Genomic DNA, 17,799 nt, shown 5'->3' with positions numbered 1-17,799 from the left:
TAGAGAAGGGACGACCAAGTGCGCACAATGCTCGCCCGCCTGCGCGGGGACGCCGGTATGAACACCGCGGAGTACGCCGTCGGCACACTCGCGGCGGTGGCCTTCGGCGGCATCCTGCTCAAGGTGCTGACCTCCGACAGCGTGCAGTCGGCGTTGGCGGCCGTCATCGACCGGGCGCTGAGTTGACCGGGCGCCGGCTGGCCGGTCGTGACCGAGGCTCCTTCACGGCCGAGATGGCGGCCGGCCTGCCGGCGCTGCTGCTGTTCCTGCTCACCGGCCTGACCGCCGTCAACGCGGTAGGCACCAGATCGGCCTGTCTGGATGCGGCCCGGGAGGCGGCCCTGGCCGCCTCCCGGGGCGGGGACGGCACACCTGCCGGCAGTCGATACGCGCCACCGGGTGCGACGGTCACCGTGGTGATGGAGGGCGACCTGGTCCGTGCGACCGTCCGCGCCCCGGTACGGGTGCTCGGCGGCGACCTGCCGGTGATCACGGTGGTGGGCTCGGTGGTGGCGGTCGCCGAGCCGGGGGTGCCGGAGCCGCAGCCATGAGGGCCGACCGGGATCGTGGTGGGGCCACCATCTGCCTGTTGGCGGCCGGGCTGGTGTTCGTCCTGGCCGGTCTGTTCGGTGCCGGGGTCGCCGCCGCCCGGATGGCTCGTCAACAGGCCCGGGTAGCCGCCGACTTCGGTGCCCTGGCCGGGGCCGCCCGGGCCCTCCAGGAAGAGTCGACGGCGTGCGCTCGGGCTGCCGAGATCGTCGCCGCGAACGGTGCCCGGTTGGTGCGGTGTCACCTGGACGGGCTCGACATCCTGGTCACCGCCGAACTGACCATTGAGCCGCTGCCCGGCCTACGCCGGGTGGCCACGGTGACCTCCCGAGCCGGGCCGCTGCGCGGCTGACCACCGCCAGCCTCGACCAGCACCGCGAACAATTCGCGGACACCTCGGTCCGGATCCCGGGCGAGGCAGGGGTCAGCTCAACCGGTTGAGACCGTCGGTGATCGCCGTACGGAGTTGGTTGCCGTACGCGTCCGCCGGCAACGCGGCGACGTGCTCGGCCGCTCGCTCGAAGGCGGCGCGGGCGGCCTCGGGCTCACCCAACCGTTCGTGCGCCATCGCCACGCTCACGTGCAGCGATGGGTACAGGGCGCTGACTCTGGTGTCGCCGACCGCGTCGGCCTGCCGCAGTGCCTCCTGGTTCCAGCGCAGGACCTCCTGCGGATCGTCCTGCTGCCGGGCCAGGTAGTGGGCCGCGACGCAGGCGTCATAGCTGTCTGTACGCCTGGACCAGGCCTGTTCGAACAACGCCCGCGCGTCCGCCGGTCGGCCCTCCGCCTCCGCCCGCATCCCCTCCTGGCACAGCTTGAGCACCGGATTGTCGAGGTCCATCATCGCTCCTGTTGATCGCCGATTGGCTGATCCGACGATCCTCAGGGCTCAACCAAGGTGAGGATCAAGCGGCAGCGAGGAAGGAGCCGCCGGGAACCGGTCAGCGGCTCTGGAGGGCGTCCAGTGCTACCGCCATGGCGATCACCAGGCGACGGTCGATCTGCGGGTGCTGGATCTGGACCACGTACCGGTCGCGCAGACCCCACTTCTTGATCACCGAGAAGACCGGCTGGCCACCGGCGACGAAGTCGAAGTGGTAGGGCAGCCAGGACAGCGAGTCGACGAAGCGGCGCACCACGGCCACCGCCATGCTGCGTTCCTGGCCGGTGATGGGAGGCAGGCCCGCCTGCTCCAGGTGCCAGGTGGAGCGGAGTAACGACTGCGCGAAGTCCTTGCGGAACAGCCCGATCGGCCTGCCTGCATGGTCGGTGACGTCGTACGTGGCGGCGAGGTCGAGCATCTGCCGGGCCTTGAACCCGAGCAGCGGCTGCTGCTGCGAGTCGTCGGTGTAGATCGTCACCTGCTCCTTGAAGGCGAACCGCTTCTGCCGGGCGAAGGCCAGCAGACCGCCTTCGGTGCCGTCCGGGGCCACGCTGTGGACCTCGTACTGGTTGACCATGAGACGGAGCCGTTGGCGGACGTGGAACTGGTGCTGCGCCTGAAGGCTGTCGAGCTGCATGAATTCTCCTCAACTCTGATGCGCCGGAGTGTCGCACAGCCCGGCAACGGCGGCCTCGAGCAGGCACGACCGCCCTGCCGGCGACCACGGGCCAAAGCAGGGGAGACACGGGCAGGGGGAGTCAGCGAATGCCGTCGGCGGTCGACCGGTGGGTCATGTTGGTGAGCAACTGCTGGATGGTGCGCAGCCGTTCGTTGATCTGATCCAGCCGTTCGGCCTGCGCCAGGGTGGCGAGCGCCGTACTCAGGGCGATCTGCTGATCGACACTGAGTTGCTCCTGGTCGATGGTGTAGAGCAGGTCGACGGTCTCGGCGATGGTGTCGGCCACGGCCCCTCCTCACGTACGCGGACGAACAGAAAACAGCAAGCACAGGCCAACGAGCATCGATGGAAGCGCTCCCACCGTTCTTGCCCGTACGCCCCGGGTTTTATGCCTGGTGTCAGCGTGGCAGGTTGTTCAGCACCACGTCGAGCACCCGGACGGCGCCCGGCTTGGACAGCGGGTTGTTGCCGTTGCCGCACTTGGGCGACTGCACGCAGGAGGGACAGCCGGTCTCGCAGCCGCACTCGTTGATGGCGTCCCGGGTGGCCGTCAGCCAGGCGGCGGCCGTGCCGTACGCCCGCTCCGCGAAACCCGCCCCGCCGGGGTGACCGTCGTAGACGAAGACCGTGGGGGCCTCGGTGTCCGGATGCATCGCGGTGGACAACCCACCGATGTCCCACCGGTCGCAGGTGGCCAACAGCGGCAGCAGCCCGATTCCGGCGTGCTCGGCGGCGTGCAGGGCCCCGGGTACCTCGGCGGGCTCCACCCCGGCGGCGGCCAGCGACTCCGGGGAGAGGGTGAACCAGACCGCGACGGTACGCAGTTCCCGGGTCGGCAGGTCCAGCGGCCGGGTGTCGATCACCTCACCGGTGGAGAGGCGTCGCCGCTGGTACGACACCACCTGGCTGGTCACATCCACCTCGCCGAGGAACAGCCCGACCGGCCCGGCGTCGACGTACGAGCGCACCGACACCACCGACAGGGAGGTGACGTCCCGCGCGTGGGTGGACCAGTCCGGCTCCTCGGGGTGAACCAGCGCGCAGCCGTCCTCCAGGTCCAGGGTGTCGACCACGTAGGAGACCCCCTGGTGCAGGTAGACCGCGCCGGGGTGCAGCAGGAAGTGTGACGAGCCGCCGTCCACGGTGCCGAGCAGCCGGCCGGTCGCCGCCTCCACCACGCAGACCGGGGCACCCCCCTCGCCACGCAGGTCCACCTGGGGCCGTTCCCGGTGCCGCCAGTACCAGCCGGTCGGCCGCTGCCGCAGGGCCCCCGCCTCCACCAGGGCCTCGACGGTCTCCTTGGTGCTGTCGCCGAAGAGTTCCAGATCGGCCACGGTCAGCGGGGCCTCGGCCGCCGCGCAGGCCAACTGGGGCCCGAGCACGTACGGGTTGGCCGGGTCGAGCACGGTGGCCTCCACCGGTGCGCCGAAGATCGCCTCCGGGTGGTGCACCAGGTAGGTGTCCAGCGGGTCGTCGCGGGCCACCAGCACCGCCAGGGCCTCCTGCCCGGAGCGTCCGGCCCGGCCGGCCTGCTGCCACAGGGAGGCCCGGGTGCCCGGGTACCCGCAGATCAACACCGCGTCCAACCCGACCAGGTCGACCCCCAACTCCAGGGCGTTCGTCGAGGCCAGGCCGAGCAGGTCGCCCTGCAGCAGGGCCCGTTCCAGGGCCCGCCGTTCCTCGTGCAGGTAACCGCCACGGTAGGCGGCCACCCGCGCCCCGAGCCCGGGAACGGCCTCGTCGAGGCTGCGCCGGGCGTTGGTCGCGACCACCTCGGCGCCCCGCCGGGAACGGACGAAGGCCAAGGTACGCACCCCGGCGGCGACACCGTCCGCCAGCAGGTCGGCGGTCTCCCGAAGCGCCGATCGACGGACCTGGGTGAGGTCCAGGACCTCGGGATCGGTGGGTCGGGGGGTGTCCGGAGCGCGGCGCGGCGCGGGTGCGGCGGCGCTGCCCTCGGCCGGTAGCAGCGGAGGTTCCCAGAGGGCGAAGGTCACCCCGGCCCGGGGGGAGGCGTCCTCGGTGACCGCGGTCACCGGCAGGCCGATCAGCCGTCCGGCCGTGGCCGCCGGGTCTCCCGAGGTCGCCGAGGCCAGTACGAAGGTGGGGCCGGCGGAGTTGCCGTACCGGGCGCACTGCCGACGCAGTCGGCGCAGCACATGGGCGACATGGGAGCCGAACACCCCCCGATAGACGTGGCACTCGTCGATCACCACGTACCGCAGCCGGCGCAGGAATCCCGACCACTGGGTGTGGCCGGGCAGGATGCCATGGTGCAGCATGTCCGGGTTGGTCAGCACGAACCGGGAGTGCCGTCGGATCCACTCCCGTTCGGCCCGTGGGGTGTCCCCGTCGTAGCAGGCCGGGCGTACGCTCTCGATCTCCAACCCGGCGACGGCGCGCAACTGGTCGGCGGCCAGCGCCTTGGTCGGTGCCAGGTAGAGCACGGTGGCGCGGGGGTCGGCCAGCAGGGTGGCCAGTGCGGGCAACTGGTAGGCCAGGGACTTGCCGGAGGCGGTGCCGGTGGCCACGACGACATGCCGCCGGTCGTGGGCCAGTTCGGCCGCCTCGGCCTGGTGCCGCCAGGGCGCGGTGACCCCCCGCCGGGCGTACGCGGTGCGCAGTTCCTCCGGAACCCACTGCGGCCAGGGGGCCGGGGTCCCGGCCCGGGATGGCACCCGTTGCACATGGGTGACCGGATCGACCGGGTGTCGTTGCCGCAGCCGACGTAGCAGGTCCCCGGGCGCGGCGACCGGAACCGGGACGGGGCCCGACTCGGGGCCCCGGCCGGCGGATACGCTGGCTGCCGAGGTCACGTCCTGCACTCTCGCACTGGTGTTCGGAATTGGGAAATTGGCGTGCCGCTACGGTGAAGCCGATCCCGGTGAGTCGTCGGGTGGTCTCAGGGGTAGTGGTTAGATGCCCATGAAGCTTACGGCCGCGTCGAGGGAGGATCGATGGAGCTGTCGCTGGCTACCCGAACCGTGGGGGAGCACACGGTGCTCGAGGTCGGCGGTGAGGTGGATGTCTACACCGCCCCCCGACTCCGCGAGCGGCTGCTCGAGCTGATCGACTCCGGTGCCCGGCATGTGGTGGTCGACCTGGGACGGGTCGACTTCCTCGACTCCACCGGGCTGGGGGTGCTGGTGGGCGCGCTCAAGCGACTGCGTACGGCCGACGGCACCTTCGCCCTGGTCTGCGACAAGGAGCCGCTGCTCAAGATTTTCCGGATCACCGCCCTGGACCAGGTGTTCCCACTGCATCCCACTGTCGAAGCGGCGACCGGCACCGGCGCGTGATGGCGACGGTACGGCTTTCCTTCTCCCCGGCGCCGGTGCATGTGCGTACCGCCCGTCTGGTCGGGGTGGCGGTCGCCCGTCGGGCGGGGATCCGCGAGGAGCTGCTCGACGAGGTACGCCTGGCCATCGGTGAGGCGTGCACCCGGGCGGTGGCCCTGCACCGCCAGTACGGGTTGACCGAGCCGGTGCTGGTGGAGATGTCCGACTCCGGGGCGTACGCGGTGCGGGTGGTGGACCGGGCCCCGATCGAGGCGGGGATCGGCCTGGCCGCTCTGGACGCCGACCAGTTGGCCAACGAGTCCCTCAACGAGGACGACCTCACCACCGGAGTGGGCTTCGCCCTGCTCGCCGGGTTCGTCGAGGATCTCCAGGTGCGCCCGGTTGACGACGGCATCGGCACCGAGGTCCGGATGGTCTGGCCGCTGACCCGTTAGTCAATCGACTCCGCTGACCCGCCGCCGCCTTCCCTGAGCAGGGAATGCGGCGGCTTTGTCATGGATGGGCCCCTATATCAGATTTATTCTCATAACACAGCGACGAAGATCATCGACATTGCCGGGCACCTCGCTGTGACCTCGAACACTGCGGAGGGCTAGAGTACGCGGGTTGTCAGCAAGTGATCCCTCGGACAACCAGCGCGGCTGGGCGTGGAGGCGCTGGTTCGCCCTGGGGTGGCTCAGCGCGCACTTGCGAATTCGCATCCAGGCGCAGGTCGGTGCGTCTCCACCGGCCGGCGCATTGTTCGGCACAGGAGGACACAGATGTCCGACAGCTTGGCCGCCGAGGGCGGCGGCGCGATCTCCCTGACCGGAGCCAATGTCACGTACGTCGTCATAGCCGCGGTGATCGCGCTGGTAGCGCTCGCCTTCGCCGCCGCCTTGACGAAGGCCGTGCTGGCCGCCGGCAAGGGCACCGAGAAAATGCAGGAAATCTCCGGGGCCGTGCAGGAGGGCGCCTCGGCCTACCTGTTCCGGCAGTTCCGGACCTTGGCGATCTTCGTGGTGATCGCCGTAGTGCTGCTCTTCCTGCTGCCGGTGCACCAGACCGACGGCAGCGAGACCGCGGTGAAGATCGGCCGTTCGCTCTTCTTCGTGGTGGGCGCCCTGTTCAGTGCGTTCATCGGTGGGGCCGGCATGTGGCTGGCCACCCGGGCCAACCTGCGGGTGGCCGCCGCCGCCCGGGAGCGGGAAGGCGGCCGGGAAGCGGCCATGAAGATCGCCTTCCGGACCGGTGGGGTGGTCGGCTTCCTCACCGTCGGACTGGGCCTCTTCGGTGCCGCCCTGGTGGTGCTGATCTTCCGGGGTGACGCCCCGACCGTGCTGGAGGGCTTCGGCTTCGGTGCCGCCCTGCTGGCCATGTTCATGCGGGTCGGCGGCGGCATCTTCACCAAGGCCGCCGACGTCGGCGCCGACCTGGTCGGCAAGGTCGAGCAGGGCATCCCCGAGGACGACCCGCGTAACGCGGCCACCATCGCCGACAACGTCGGCGACAACGTCGGCGACTGCGCCGGCATGGCCGCCGACCTGTTCGAGTCGTACGCGGTCACCCTGGTCGCCGCGCTGATCCTGGGTCGCGCCGCCTTCGGCACGGACGGCCTGGTGCTGCCGCTGATCATCTCCACCATCGGGGTCCTGGTCGCCATCATCGGTGTCTTCATCACCAAGCTGCGCGCCTCCGACCGCAACGGCCTGACCGCCATCAACCGGGCCTTCTACCTCTCCGCGTTGATCTCGGCGGTACTGGTCGGGGTGGCCACCTTCGTCTACCTCCAGCCCTCCTGGGCCGCGCAGCTCGGCGACGACTGGCGGACCGCCCTCGGTGTGGACGGCGGGGACCCGCCGTTCGGCCCGCGTGGTGTGGTCATCGGCGCGGTCGTCATCGGCATCGTGCTGGCCGCCGCCATCCAGGCCCTGACCGGCTACTTCACCGAGACCAACCGCCGTCCGGTGCAGGACATCGGCAAGAGCTCGCAGACCGGCCCGGCGACGGTCATCCTCGCCGGCATCAGCGTCGGCCTGGAGTCGGCGGTCTACTCGGCGCTGCTCATCGCCGCCGGTGTCTTCGGGGCCTTCCTGCTCGGCGGCGGCTCGATCACCCTGTCGCTGTTCGCCGTGGCGCTGGCCGGTACCGGTCTGCTCACCACGGTCGGCGTGATCGTGGCCATGGACACCTTCGGCCCGATCTCCGACAACGCCCAGGGTGTGGCCGAGATGTCCGGCGACATCGACGAGCACGGCGCCCGTACCCTCACCGAGCTGGACGCGGTGGGCAACACCACCAAGGCGATCACCAAGGGCATCGCGATCGCCACGGCCGTGCTGGCCGCGACCGCGCTGTTCGGCTCGTACACCGACACCCTGCGCATCGCGTACGCCGACGCCGGGGTGACCGACGTCGGTGCCGAGATCCTGAACGCGCTGAACGTGGCCAACCCGCAGAACCTGGTCGGCCTGATCATCGGTGCGGCCGTGGTGTTCCTCTTCTCCGGCCTGGCCATCAACGCGGTCTCCCGCTCGGCCGGTGCCGTGGTGATGGAGGTCCGCCGCCAGTTCCGTGAGCTGCCCGGCATCATGGACGGCACCCAGCGCCCGGAGTACGGCAAGGTCGTCGACATCTGCACCCGGGATGCGCAGCGCGAACTGCTGACCCCCGGCCTGCTGGCGATCATGGCGCCGATCGCGGTCGGCTTCGGCCTCGGGCCCGGCGCGCTGGCCTCGTACCTGGCCGGTGCGATCGGGGCCGGCACCCTGATGGCGGTCTTCCTGGCCAACTCCGGTGGGGCCTGGGACAACAGCAAGAAGATGGTCGAGGACGGGGCGTACGGCGGCAAGGGCTCCGAGGCGCACGCCGCCACGGTCATCGGCGACACCGTCGGTGACCCCTTCAAGGACACCGCCGGCCCGGCCATCAACCCGCTGCTGAAGGTGATGAACCTGGTCTCGCTGCTGATCGCGCCGGCCGTGGTGGCCTGGAGCATCGGCAACGACCGCAATGTCGGTCTGCGGGTCACCATCGCGGTGGTGGCGACGCTGATCGTGGTCGCGGCGGTGGTGTTCAGCAAGCGCAAGAGCATCGCCCTGGAGGAGGACTCCCCCAGCGGGCCGGGGACGGCGGACCCGCGTCCGGAGGAGATCAAGGCCTGACCCTGCGTCTAGCGTCACCGGTCCCCGGGCAGCGGCACCACCGCCCGGGGGCCGGTCGGCGCAGTGGGACCGGCACCGGTGAGGCGGTGCCGAGGGCAACAGGAGGCCGTACCCTGCAACGCATGCGTACGTGCCGGGCGGACGCCGCCAGAGCGGTGACGGTGGTCCTGGCCACGGTGGTCCTGCTGACCGGCTGCGGGTCCGACGGGCCCAGCCCCAGGGCGTGGGCCGCCTCGGTGTGCTCGGCCTTGACCCCCTGGCGAGCCGAGATCAGCAAGCTGACCAGCAGCACCGACCAGCAGATGACCGCCCAGACCACCCCCGCGCAGGCCAAGGAGAACCTGGTCCGACTCTTCGGTGGCGCCGAACAGGCCAGCGAGGACGCTCGCCGCAAGGTGGAGCAGGCCGGGGTGCCGGCGGTCGAGAACGGTGCGGAGATCTCCGAGGGATTCCGGGCGTCGTTGGCGTCGATGCGGGACGCCTACGGGCGGGCCCGCAGCACGATCGACGGGCTGGGCACGGGTGAGGCCACCGCCTTCTACGACGGCGTGCAGGCAGCGGTGGAACGGCTGCAAGAGGACTACGACGCCAGCGCCCTCGACACCAGCAGACTGAACTCGGAGGAGTTGAAGCGCGCCTTCGACGAGGTACCCGAATGCCATTGAGCGGTCCCGGTGAGACATCGGCGGCGCAACCGCTGCCGGTGTCCTTCCCGGTGCCCGCTGTGGCGCCACCGACCCCCCGACGGGCCCGGGTGCCGGCGGCCGAGTCCGACCAGGGCACCCCGGCCGGGGACCGGCAACTGGTCTTCTTCGGCGCGGAGACCGCCGAACCTTCGGTGGCCGACCTGGCCGGTCTGCTGACCGGGCCGGGCGAGGTACACCGGATGGGCGGCACGGCCCGGCTGTCGGTGGTGGTCGGGGCGGCCTGGCGGGTCCACGTGCTCATCACCGAACTGGCCCAGCGGGGGGTCCGGGCCACCTGGACCCCGACCGAGGATCAGCGGTACGCCGTGCGGACCGCGTACACCCGGGTGATCGTGCCGCTGGCGGCGGCCTGGCTGCGCGGCCCGACGCAGCAGCCACCCCCCGGCTTCCAACTGGACGGCCGGCGACTGCGGCTCTGGCTGGCCACGGCCGGGGTGATCGACTCGCCGGACACCGTGGTGCTGCACCTCGGGGGTCTGGACCCGGGTCGCTGGGCGGTGGTCGGTGCAGCACTGGTCGCCGCCGGGCTGGTCGGCGAACTGGTCGAGCCGGAGGCCGGCGGCCCCGCGTACCGGATCGCCGGACGGCGGGGGATGCGGCGGCTGGCCGAACTGGTCGGCGAACCCCCACCCGCGGCGCCGCCCGGAGCCTGGCCGACCCGCGACTGATCGCCGCTGTCGGGCGGGCGACGGTTGTCCGATCCAGGACAGCCGGTGAACAGCGCACCTGCGGAGAAACGGCCGGGTGCCACCTCCACCGAGGGGCTGCCATGGTCACAGTGGCACGCCTTCGAGCCTACCCAGGGTGTACGGTGACGCCGTTCGGCGTGACCACGGATCGTCCCGAGCGGATTGCCGCCCGCGAAACCCGAAAGACGGACGGCGCGTTACGTTGGACATCCGGACCGCCGGGTATCGGGGGTCGAGCGTGCCCCGATCCGCCACAGGCGCGGCCACGAGTGGGAATGAGGTCGAAACCGAAGTGCCGAGCAATGCTGGAACCACCCGTCTGGTCATCGTCGAGTCGCCGGCGAAGGCCAAGACGATCTCGGGCTACCTGGGCCCGGGGTACGTCGTGGAGGCCAGCTTTGGGCACGTCCGCGACCTGCCGCGCAACGCCGCCGACGTGCCGGCGAAGTACAAGGGCGAGCCGTGGGCCCGGCTCGGTGTCGACGTGGACAACGGCTTCCACGCCCTCTATGTCGTCTCCGCCGACCGCAAGCAGCAGATCAGCAAGCTGATCAAGCTGGCCAAGGAGGTCGACGAGATCCTCCTGGCCACGGATGAGGACCGTGAGGGCGAGGCGATCGCCTGGCACCTGGTGGAGACCCTCAAGCCCAAGGTGCCGGTACGGCGGATGGTCTTCCACGAGATCACCAAGCCGGCCATCCAGGCCGCGGTGGCCAACCCCCGGGAAATCGACCGCAGCCTGGTCGACGCCCAGGAGGCCCGCCGCATCCTCGACCGGCTCTACGGCTACGAGGTCTCCCCGGTGCTGTGGAAGAAGGTCATGCCGAAGCTGTCGGCGGGCCGGGTGCAGTCCGTGGCGACCCGGATCGTGGTCGAACGGGAGCGGCAGCGGATGGCCTTCCGCACCGCGGAATACTGGGACATCCTGGCCACCCTGGCGGTGGGGAACGCCGGCGAGGGCCCGCGTACCTTCAACGCCACCCTGGTGGCCCTCAACGGTGACCGGATCGCCACCGGTAAGGACTTCGAGCCCACCACCGGCAAGGTCCGCGCCGGAGCGGGAGTCGTCCACCTGGACTCCAGCGGTGCCCGAGGGCTGGCCGCCCGCCTGAACGGGCGCCCCTTCACGGTCACCCGGGTCGAGGAGAAGCCCTACCGGCGCCGCCCGTACGCACCGTTCATCACCTCCACCCTCCAGCAGGAGGCGGCCCGCAAGCTGCGGTTCTCGTCGCAGCAGACGATGCGCACCGCGCAGCGGCTCTACGAGAACGGCTACATCACCTACATGCGTACCGACTCGGTCAACCTGTCGGAGACCGCCATCGCGGCGGCCCGGCGGCAGATCGTCGAGCTGTACGGCGAGCGCAGCGTGCCGCCGGAGCCGCGCCGCTACACCGGCAAGGTGAAGAACGCCCAGGAGGCCCACGAGGCGATCCGCCCGGCGGGGGACAACTTCCGCACCCCCGGCGACGTGGCCAAGGAACTGTCCGGCGAGGAGTACAAGCTCTACGAGCTGATCTGGCGGCGCACCATCGCCTCCCAGATGACCGACGCGGTCGGCTCCAGCGTGTCGGTGCGGATCCGGGCCACCACCACCGCCGGTGAGGAGGCCGACTTCGGCGCCACCGGCAAGACCATCACCGACCCGGGCTTCCTGCGGGCCTACGTCGAGTCCAGCGACGACGAGAACGCCGAGGCAGAGGACGCCGAGCGTCGGCTGCCCAACCTGGTCAAGGACCAGCCGCTGACCGCCGACGAGCTGGCCGCCCAGGGCCACCACACCCAGCCGCCCTCCCGCTACACGGAGGCGTCGCTGGTCAAGGCCCTGGAGGAGTTGGGCATCGGGCGTCCCTCCACCTACGCCTCGATCATGCAGACCATCCAGGACCGGGGGTACGTCGTCAAGCGCGGCCAGGCGATGATCCCGTCGTTCCTGGCCTTCGCGGTGATCGGGCTGATGGAGCGGCACTACCCCCGCCTGATCGACTACGACTTCACGGCCAGCATGGAGAACGAGCTGGACGAGATCGCCGGTGGTGACCACGCGGCGGTCGACTTCCTCACCGCCTTCTACTTCGGCACCACCAACGGCGCCGGTGACCAGGACATCGCCCGTTCCGGTGGGCTGAAGAAGCTGGTCACCGAGAACCTCAGCGAGATCGACGCCCGCAGCGTCAACTCGATCCCGCTGTTCACCGACGAGGAAGGCCGCGAGGTCGTGGTGCGGGTTGGCCGGTTCGGGCCGTACCTGCAACGGGCGCTGCCCGGCGAGCAGCCCGCGCCGAAGGCGGAGGGCGAGGAGGGCGGCACCCCGGGCGACCGGGCGCCCATCCCCGAGGGCCTGGCCCCGGACGAGTTGACCCCGGAGAAGGTGCACGAGCTGTTCCTCGGCGGCGGGGGCGAGCGCAAGCTCGGCGACGACCCGGCCACCGGGGAGCCGATCCTGCTCAAGTCCGGCCGCTTCGGCCCGTACGTGGCCAGCGGGGAACGCAAGTCCTCCCTGCTGCGCTCGCAGTCGCCGGATTCGCTGACCCTCGACGAGGCCCTCAAGCTGCTCAGCCTGCCCCGCCTGGTCGGGGTGGCACCGGACGGCGCCGAGGTGTTCGCCAACAACGGCCGCTTCGGCCCGTACGTCAAGCGTGGCGACGAGTTCCGTTCGCTGGACTCGGAAGACCAGATGTTCACGGTCACCCTGGACGAGGCGCTGACTCTGCTCAACACCCCGAAGACCCGGCAGCGGCGGGCCGCCGCTCCGCCCCTGCGGGAGATGGGCGCCGACCCGCTGACCGAGAAGCCGCTGGTCATCAAGGACGGCCGGTTCGGCCCGTACGTCACCGACGGGGAGACCAACGCCTCCCTGCGGCGCGGTCAGACTCCGGAGGCGCTGACCCTGGAGGAAGCCTCCGAGATGCTCGCCGAGAAGCGAGCAAAGGGCCCCGCCCCCAAGAAGGCCACCAAGAAGACCACCAAGTCCACCGCAGCAAAGGCCACCAAAGCCACAAAGGCCACCAAGACCACTGCGGCCAAGTCCACTGCGGCCAAGACCACCAAGGCCACGGCAGCAAAGGCCACCAAGGCTGCCGCCACCAAGGCCACCAAGGCCGCTCCCAAGAAGGCGGCCCCCAAAAAGGCCACCTCCGCGCGCCCCGAGTAACCCCGCCAGAGATCTTGGTACGAAAGCGCCCCTCGGCGGGCGGTTTCGTACCAAGATCTCTGGTCAGGGGCGCCAGCCGGCGGCTAGCAGGGCGGCGCGGAGCTGGGCGATGACCTCCGTTGGGTGCTGGCGGATGGCCCAGGCGGGGAAGCGGAGCACCCGGTCGCCGCTGCGCCACAGGTCGTTCTGCCGGCGCATGTCCGCCCAGGCGGTGGCCGGATCGAGGTGCTGGCTGCCGTCGATCTCCACATGGACCCGCCACTCCTCGAACCAGGCGTCCAGGTAACGGCGCCGGCCGGCGGCGTCCCGGCGAACGGCCTGCCGGGTGGGCTCGGGCAACCCGGCCCGCCGGACCAGTCGCAGGAAGTCCAGCTCGGGCAGCGAATGGGCACACCTGCCGCGTCGGCGGCGGTCTGCGCGATCAGGTCACGACGCCGGGCTCGCGGCAGGCGATCCAGCACCTGTCGTACGTCCTCACCTGCAACCAGGCGTTGCTGAAATCCGGCCGCGATGATCGCCCGAGCCTCCTGGTCACTCGGCGCCCACTGGGCCGCGTCCACCAATGACCGGGCCGGCATCGTCCGGCGAGGCTGCCCCACATCGAGGATGTCGGCGTCGGGCAGCAGGGTGGTGCGGTGCACCCGGATGCCGGGCGGCAGGGCCCGAGACTGTCGACTCGCCGGCAGCAGGATGTGCACGAGTCCGTCGTCGTACCTGCGCAGGCCCCAGGCCCGCGCCGCGCTCAGCCCACCGAGCACCGCCGCTGGACCGGCGGACAGGACGCCGATCCAGGGCAGTTGCGCCGGTGCGATCGGGCCGTTGTGGGTGACATAGACAGCCCGGTGCACCTGCCGCCAACGCCCCGAGGCGACCCGGTGCCGGATGGCCTTCGGCGACAGATGCCGCCGAGCCTGATCGAGACTGAGTACCTGCTCCTGGTGAAACAACAACCAGGTCAGCTCATCCGCCCCATCCTCCGGCAACCCCCACTGCCCACCCTGTCTCCGCACACCCCCACCCTGCCCACCCGCACCCTCGCCGCGCCGCCCCTGTGGACAGCCCCGAGATCTTGGTACGAAAGTGCCCCTCGGCGGGCGGTTTCGTACCAAGATTCACGTTGGCTTCAGCCTAGGAGTGCGGACAGGTAGGGGGTGGTGAAGAGGTGGTGGGGGTCCAGGTGGGTGCGGATGCGGTGGAAGTCCTGCCAGCGGGGGTAGGCCTCGGCCAGGGAGTCGGCCTCGCGCCAGTGGAGTTTGCCCCAGTGCGGACGGCCGCCCAGCTCCGTCGCCACCTGCTCGAAGGCGCGGAAGTACGGCTCGTAGGGCATGCCGAGGTACTGGTGCAGGGCCACATACGCCGAATCCCGGCCGTACGAGTGGGACAGCCAGATGTCGTCGGCGGCGGTGAAGCGCACCTCGACCGGGAAGAGCACCCGGAACGGCAGCCGGTCGATGATCCGGCGGAGGGCGTGCAGCGCCTCGGGCAGGGCCTCGCGGGGTAGGGCGTACTCCATCTCCACGAAGCGGACCCGGCGGGGGCTGCAGAAGACCGCGTCGGAGCGGCCGGTGTAGACGCGTTCGCTGAGGGCTCGGGCGGAGAGGGCGCTGATCGTCGGGGCCAGGGCCGGCACCGCCCGGCCCAGCCGGCAGGCCCCGGCGAAGACCGTGTTGGCCAGGAAGTCGTCGTCCAGCCAGCCGCGCCAGCGGGGCAGGGGCCGGTCGTGGGCGGGCACCCGGTCGTTGACCTTGAGTTGCACCCGGCGGCTGTACGGGAACCAGAAGAACTCGACGTGGTCGTGGCTGCCGACCAGGTCGGGCAGGTCGGCCAGCACGGTGTCCAGGGCGGCCGGGCGTTCGTGGGCCCGCAGTACGAAGGCCTCCACACAGCGCAGGGTCACCTCGACCAGTACCCCGAGGGCGCCGAGGGAGATCCGGGCCGCGTCGAACACCTCGGGGTGCTCCTCGGCAGAGCAGTGCAGGACCTCACCGGTGCCGGTGACCAGGGTCAGGGCCGCCACGAAGGTGGCCAGTCCGCCGTACCCCGCACCGGTGCCGTGGGTGCCGGTGGAGATCGCCCCGGCCACCGTCTGGGCGTCGATGTCACCGAGATTGGGCAGCGCCAACTGATGGTCGGCGAGTAGCGAGTTGAGCTGCCGCAGGGTCATCCCGGCCGGTACGGTGACGAGGCGCCGATCGATGTCCACACGTACGTCGATGGCGAGTTCGGCCAGGTCCATCCGGCTGCCGTCGCCGACCGCGACGGGGGTGAAGGAGTGACCGCTGCCGACCGGGCGAATCCGGGCACCGGCCTCGGCGGCGGAGCGGACCTGCTCGACAACCTCCGCGATAGTGGTGGGACGCAGGACGGCGGTTGTCGCGCTGTGCTGGTTTCCCGCCCAGTTTGACCAGGTGCTGGCGTCGGCGGCGCTGCTTCGGGGCATCGGCGCTCCTTCAGATGAATATGAATGGCGTTCATATCAGGAACGTTGTTCCTGGTAAACACCGCAATCGAGATTCGCTCGTTGTACCGGTAGTCACGAACCGGTGACGTGTAGATATGTTCATCCGTCGAGAGGGGGTGGCGAGTGTCCACTTCAGCCGCCACGACCGGGCCGCTGCGCCGGGTTCCGGTGCAGGGTCGTAGTGTCGCGCGGGTCCAGCGGATGCTGGACGCTTGCGCCGAACTCGTCGACGAAGTGGGGTACGAGGGGCTGACCACGACCCTGCTCGCCGAGCGGGCAGAGGTGGCGATCGGGTCGGTCTATCAGTTCTTCCCGGACAAGCGGGCGATCGTGCAGGCGCTGACCCTGCGCACGATGGAGGCGTACCTCCAGCGGCTCGACGAGCGTTTCGCCTCGGACGATCTGACCCACTGGTGGGACGGGGTCGACGCCAGCATCGACGAGTACATCACGATGCACCGCACCGTTCCCGGCTTCCGTACCCTGCACTTCGGCGACGTGGTCGACCTGCATCTGCTCGATGAGCAGCGGGACAACAACGGGGTGATCGCCGACCAGTTGGCCCGGGTGCTCACCGAACGCTTCGGCCTCGCCGACGTGCCCGAGCTGCGTTTCCATCTGGAAATCGCGGTGGAGGCGGCCGACGCGCTGATCAAGCTCGCCTTCCGGCGCAGGTCCGACGGCGACGATCGGGTCCTGGCCGAGGCCAAGGCCCTCATCCGCGACTACCTGCACCGTCAGGTGGACGCCCGGGGCGACACCGGGCACCGGCCGGTCGTGCAGCCCGCGAAGCCGGCCGACGACCAGATCGTCGACTCCACGGAGACGACCGCCCAGCCCGTCTGAGCGCTCGCCGCCCCGGCCCCGCTTTCGCCGCCCCGGCCCGGCCACACAGGCCCAGTCCGGCGGCAGGTCGGTCCGGAACCAGCCCGGATCACAGGAAGGCGTGGCCCTCGCCCCGGTAGGTCGGCACGGTGGCCACCACCTGGTCCCCCTCCACCAGGTGCAGTTCGTTCACCCTCTCGCACAGCTCACCGGACTTCGCGTGGCGGAACCAGACCCGATCGCCCAGGCGCAGCCGGTCGGCCGGGTCACCGGCCACCGGGGTCTGCACCTCACCGGCACCCTCCGTGCCGACCAGGGTGAGTCCGGTGGGCAGCCAGGGTCGGGGCAGTCGGCTGCGGCTGGCCGAACCGGAGGCTATCCAGCCGCCGCCGAGCACGGTGGCCAGCCCGGGTGCCGGCCGCCGGACCACCGCGCAGGCGAAGAAGGCCGCCGGGGTGGGACGCCAGGCCCGATAACCGTCGAACAACGTCGGCCCGTACAGCCCCGATCCCGCGGTGACCTCGGTGACCGCGGGATCGGCGCTGGTCGCGGCCACGCTGCCGGTGCCGCCGCCGTTGACGAACTCCAGGTCGGCGTGGTCGTGTACGGCGGCCACCGCCGCGGCCCGGCGGGCCAGCAGCTCGCGGTACGACCCGCGCTGGGCCAGCCGGATCACCGGACCGAGCGCCGCCTGCCCGGGTGGCGCATCGCCTACCCCGGCGATCTGTGCCTCGTACGACATCAGGCCGACCAGCCGGAAGCCGGGCCGGGCGGCGATCGTGGCGGCCAACCGGCCGGCGGCCTGGGCGCTGTGCACCGGTGAGCGGCGTACCCCGACGTGCACCCGGCCGCCCAGCAGCCGCCAGGAGGCGTCCAGATCCAGGCAGAGCCGCAGCTCAGGCCGGTTACCCGACGACCGCACCGCGTCGTAGAAGTCCAGCTGATCGGGGTCGTCGACCATCAGGGTGACGGCGGCGGCCAGCGCCGGATCGGCCGCTAGTTCGGCGAGGGCCCCCCGGTCGACCGTGGGGTACGCCACCAGCGCGTCGTCCGTGATTCCGGTCCGCACCAGCCAGATCGCCTCGGGCAGGGTGAACGCCATCACCCCCTGCCAGCCGGTACGGCCCAGGGCCCGGGCGATCAGTTCCCGGCTGCGCAGGGACTTGCTGGCGATCCGCAGCGGCTTGCCGCCGGCCCGGGCGACCAGGGCGGCGGAGTTCGTGTCGAAGGCGGCCAGGTCGACCACCGCGTACGGGGGATCGAGGTGCCGGGTCGCCCGGTCCAGTCGGTGGCGCAGATTCTCGCTGTCGGTGGCCACGTGTGCACGCTAACTGTGAAACGGTGAATGCGAAACACCCTCGCGTCCTGCCTGCTCAACACCGTTCGGCAACCGCGGCCTAGGCTCGGCAG

General features: G+C 70.9%; 17 protein-coding genes. 10 read left to right on the top strand and 7 right to left on the bottom strand.

The genetic code is table 11. From position 1 onward, the window contains the following. Positions 1-27: 27 nt before the first annotated feature. The 3 genes from ABZ795_RS06085 to ABZ795_RS06075 are packed head-to-tail and all read left to right on the top strand — an operon-like array spanning position 28 to position 901. The gene (locus ABZ795_RS06085) at positions 28-186 is read left to right on the top strand and encodes a DUF4244 domain-containing protein (RefSeq protein WP_327027305.1); all 159 of its coding nucleotides are present in this window, start codon (positions 28-30) and stop codon (positions 184-186) included. After that, a complete protein-coding gene (locus tag ABZ795_RS06080; protein ID WP_327023195.1) occupies positions 183-551 on the top strand; it encodes a TadE family type IV pilus minor pilin in 369 nt (122 codons plus the stop codon). Before ABZ795_RS06085 ends, ABZ795_RS06080 begins: the two co-directional genes overlap by 4 nt. Then, positions 548-901 (top strand): Rv3654c family TadE-like protein, encoded by a 354-nt coding sequence (locus ABZ795_RS06075; protein ID WP_357529315.1) that lies wholly within the window; start codon positions 548-550, stop codon positions 899-901. The genes ABZ795_RS06080 and ABZ795_RS06075 overlap by 4 nt, the downstream gene beginning before the upstream one ends. A gap of 72 nt (positions 902-973) precedes the next feature. Here the strand turns inward: ABZ795_RS06075 and ABZ795_RS06070 are convergent, their stop codons facing one another. The 4 genes from ABZ795_RS06070 to ABZ795_RS06055 form a co-directional block, all read right to left on the bottom strand. Next, positions 974-1,390, bottom strand: coding sequence for a hypothetical protein (locus ABZ795_RS06070; protein ID WP_357529313.1), 417 nt, complete (start codon positions 1,388-1,390; stop codon positions 974-976). 100 nt (positions 1,391-1,490) lie between these two features. Then, positions 1,491-2,069 (bottom strand): hypothetical protein, encoded by a 579-nt coding sequence (locus ABZ795_RS06065; RefSeq protein WP_357529311.1) that lies wholly within the window; start codon positions 2,067-2,069, stop codon positions 1,491-1,493. Positions 2,070-2,190: 121 nt separating this feature from the next. Further along, positions 2,191-2,397, bottom strand: a complete 207-nt coding sequence (locus ABZ795_RS06060; RefSeq protein WP_357529309.1) for a hypothetical protein — start codon at positions 2,395-2,397, stop codon at positions 2,191-2,193. Between the two features lie 112 nt (positions 2,398-2,509). Then, positions 2,510-4,927: a DEAD/DEAH box helicase gene (locus ABZ795_RS06055; protein ID WP_357529307.1), complete on the bottom strand. Its 2,418-nt coding sequence runs from the start codon at positions 4,925-4,927 to the stop codon at positions 2,510-2,512. A 141-nt stretch (positions 4,928-5,068) separates the two neighbouring features. Here ABZ795_RS06055 and ABZ795_RS06050 point away from each other — a divergent pair, with 141 nt between their 5' ends. The 6 genes from ABZ795_RS06050 (at position 5,069) to topA (ending at position 13,103) form a co-directional block, all read left to right on the top strand. Beyond that, positions 5,069-5,410, top strand: a complete 342-nt coding sequence (locus tag ABZ795_RS06050) for an STAS domain-containing protein (protein WP_327023189.1) — start codon at positions 5,069-5,071, stop codon at positions 5,408-5,410. Beyond that, complete coding sequence (locus tag ABZ795_RS06045) at positions 5,410-5,844, top strand: ATP-binding protein (protein ID WP_327023188.1); 435 nt, start codon at positions 5,410-5,412, stop codon at positions 5,842-5,844. The genes ABZ795_RS06050 and ABZ795_RS06045 overlap by 1 nt, the downstream gene beginning before the upstream one ends. A gap of 327 nt (positions 5,845-6,171) precedes the next feature. Then, positions 6,172-8,553 (top strand): sodium-translocating pyrophosphatase, encoded by a 2,382-nt coding sequence (locus tag ABZ795_RS06040; RefSeq protein ID WP_357529304.1) that lies wholly within the window; start codon positions 6,172-6,174, stop codon positions 8,551-8,553. A 122-nt stretch (positions 8,554-8,675) separates the two neighbouring features. After that, positions 8,676-9,218, top strand: coding sequence for a hypothetical protein (locus ABZ795_RS06035; RefSeq protein ID WP_327023186.1), 543 nt, complete (start codon positions 8,676-8,678; stop codon positions 9,216-9,218). Beyond that, a complete protein-coding gene (locus ABZ795_RS06030; RefSeq protein ID WP_357529302.1) occupies positions 9,209-9,928 on the top strand; it encodes a hypothetical protein in 720 nt (239 codons plus the stop codon). The genes ABZ795_RS06035 and ABZ795_RS06030 overlap by 10 nt, the downstream gene beginning before the upstream one ends. Positions 9,929-10,241: 313 nt before the next feature. Next, on the top strand, positions 10,242-13,103 hold the full coding sequence (gene topA, locus ABZ795_RS06025; protein ID WP_357529300.1) for a type I DNA topoisomerase: 2,862 nt from the start codon (positions 10,242-10,244) through the stop codon (positions 13,101-13,103). 63 nt (positions 13,104-13,166) lie between these two features. Here the strand turns inward: topA and ABZ795_RS06020 are convergent, their stop codons facing one another. Continuing rightward, a complete protein-coding gene (locus ABZ795_RS06020; RefSeq protein WP_357529298.1) occupies positions 13,167-13,442 on the bottom strand; it encodes a DUF559 domain-containing protein in 276 nt (91 codons plus the stop codon). 784 nt (positions 13,443-14,226) lie between these two features. Beyond that, on the bottom strand, positions 14,227-15,543 hold the full coding sequence (locus tag ABZ795_RS06015) for a D-arabinono-1,4-lactone oxidase (protein ID WP_357529296.1): 1,317 nt from the start codon (positions 15,541-15,543) through the stop codon (positions 14,227-14,229). Between the two features lie 222 nt (positions 15,544-15,765). On the opposite strand from ABZ795_RS06015, the gene ABZ795_RS06010 reads away from it, so the two are divergent. Further along, positions 15,766-16,410 (top strand): TetR family transcriptional regulator, encoded by a 645-nt coding sequence (locus ABZ795_RS06010; RefSeq protein ID WP_357529669.1) that lies wholly within the window; start codon positions 15,766-15,768, stop codon positions 16,408-16,410. An 88-nt stretch (positions 16,411-16,498) separates the two neighbouring features. Here the strand turns inward: ABZ795_RS06010 and ABZ795_RS06005 are convergent, their stop codons facing one another. After that, complete coding sequence (locus ABZ795_RS06005; RefSeq protein WP_357529294.1) at positions 16,499-17,707, bottom strand: amino acid deaminase/aldolase; 1,209 nt, start codon at positions 17,705-17,707, stop codon at positions 16,499-16,501. Between the last annotated feature and the right edge of the window lie 92 nt (positions 17,708-17,799).

Source organism: Micromonospora sp. NPDC047134 (assembly GCF_040643455.1).
Classification (GTDB): domain Bacteria; phylum Actinomycetota; class Actinomycetes; order Mycobacteriales; family Micromonosporaceae; genus Micromonospora.
This window is presented reverse-complemented; position numbering and strand designations above follow the sequence as displayed.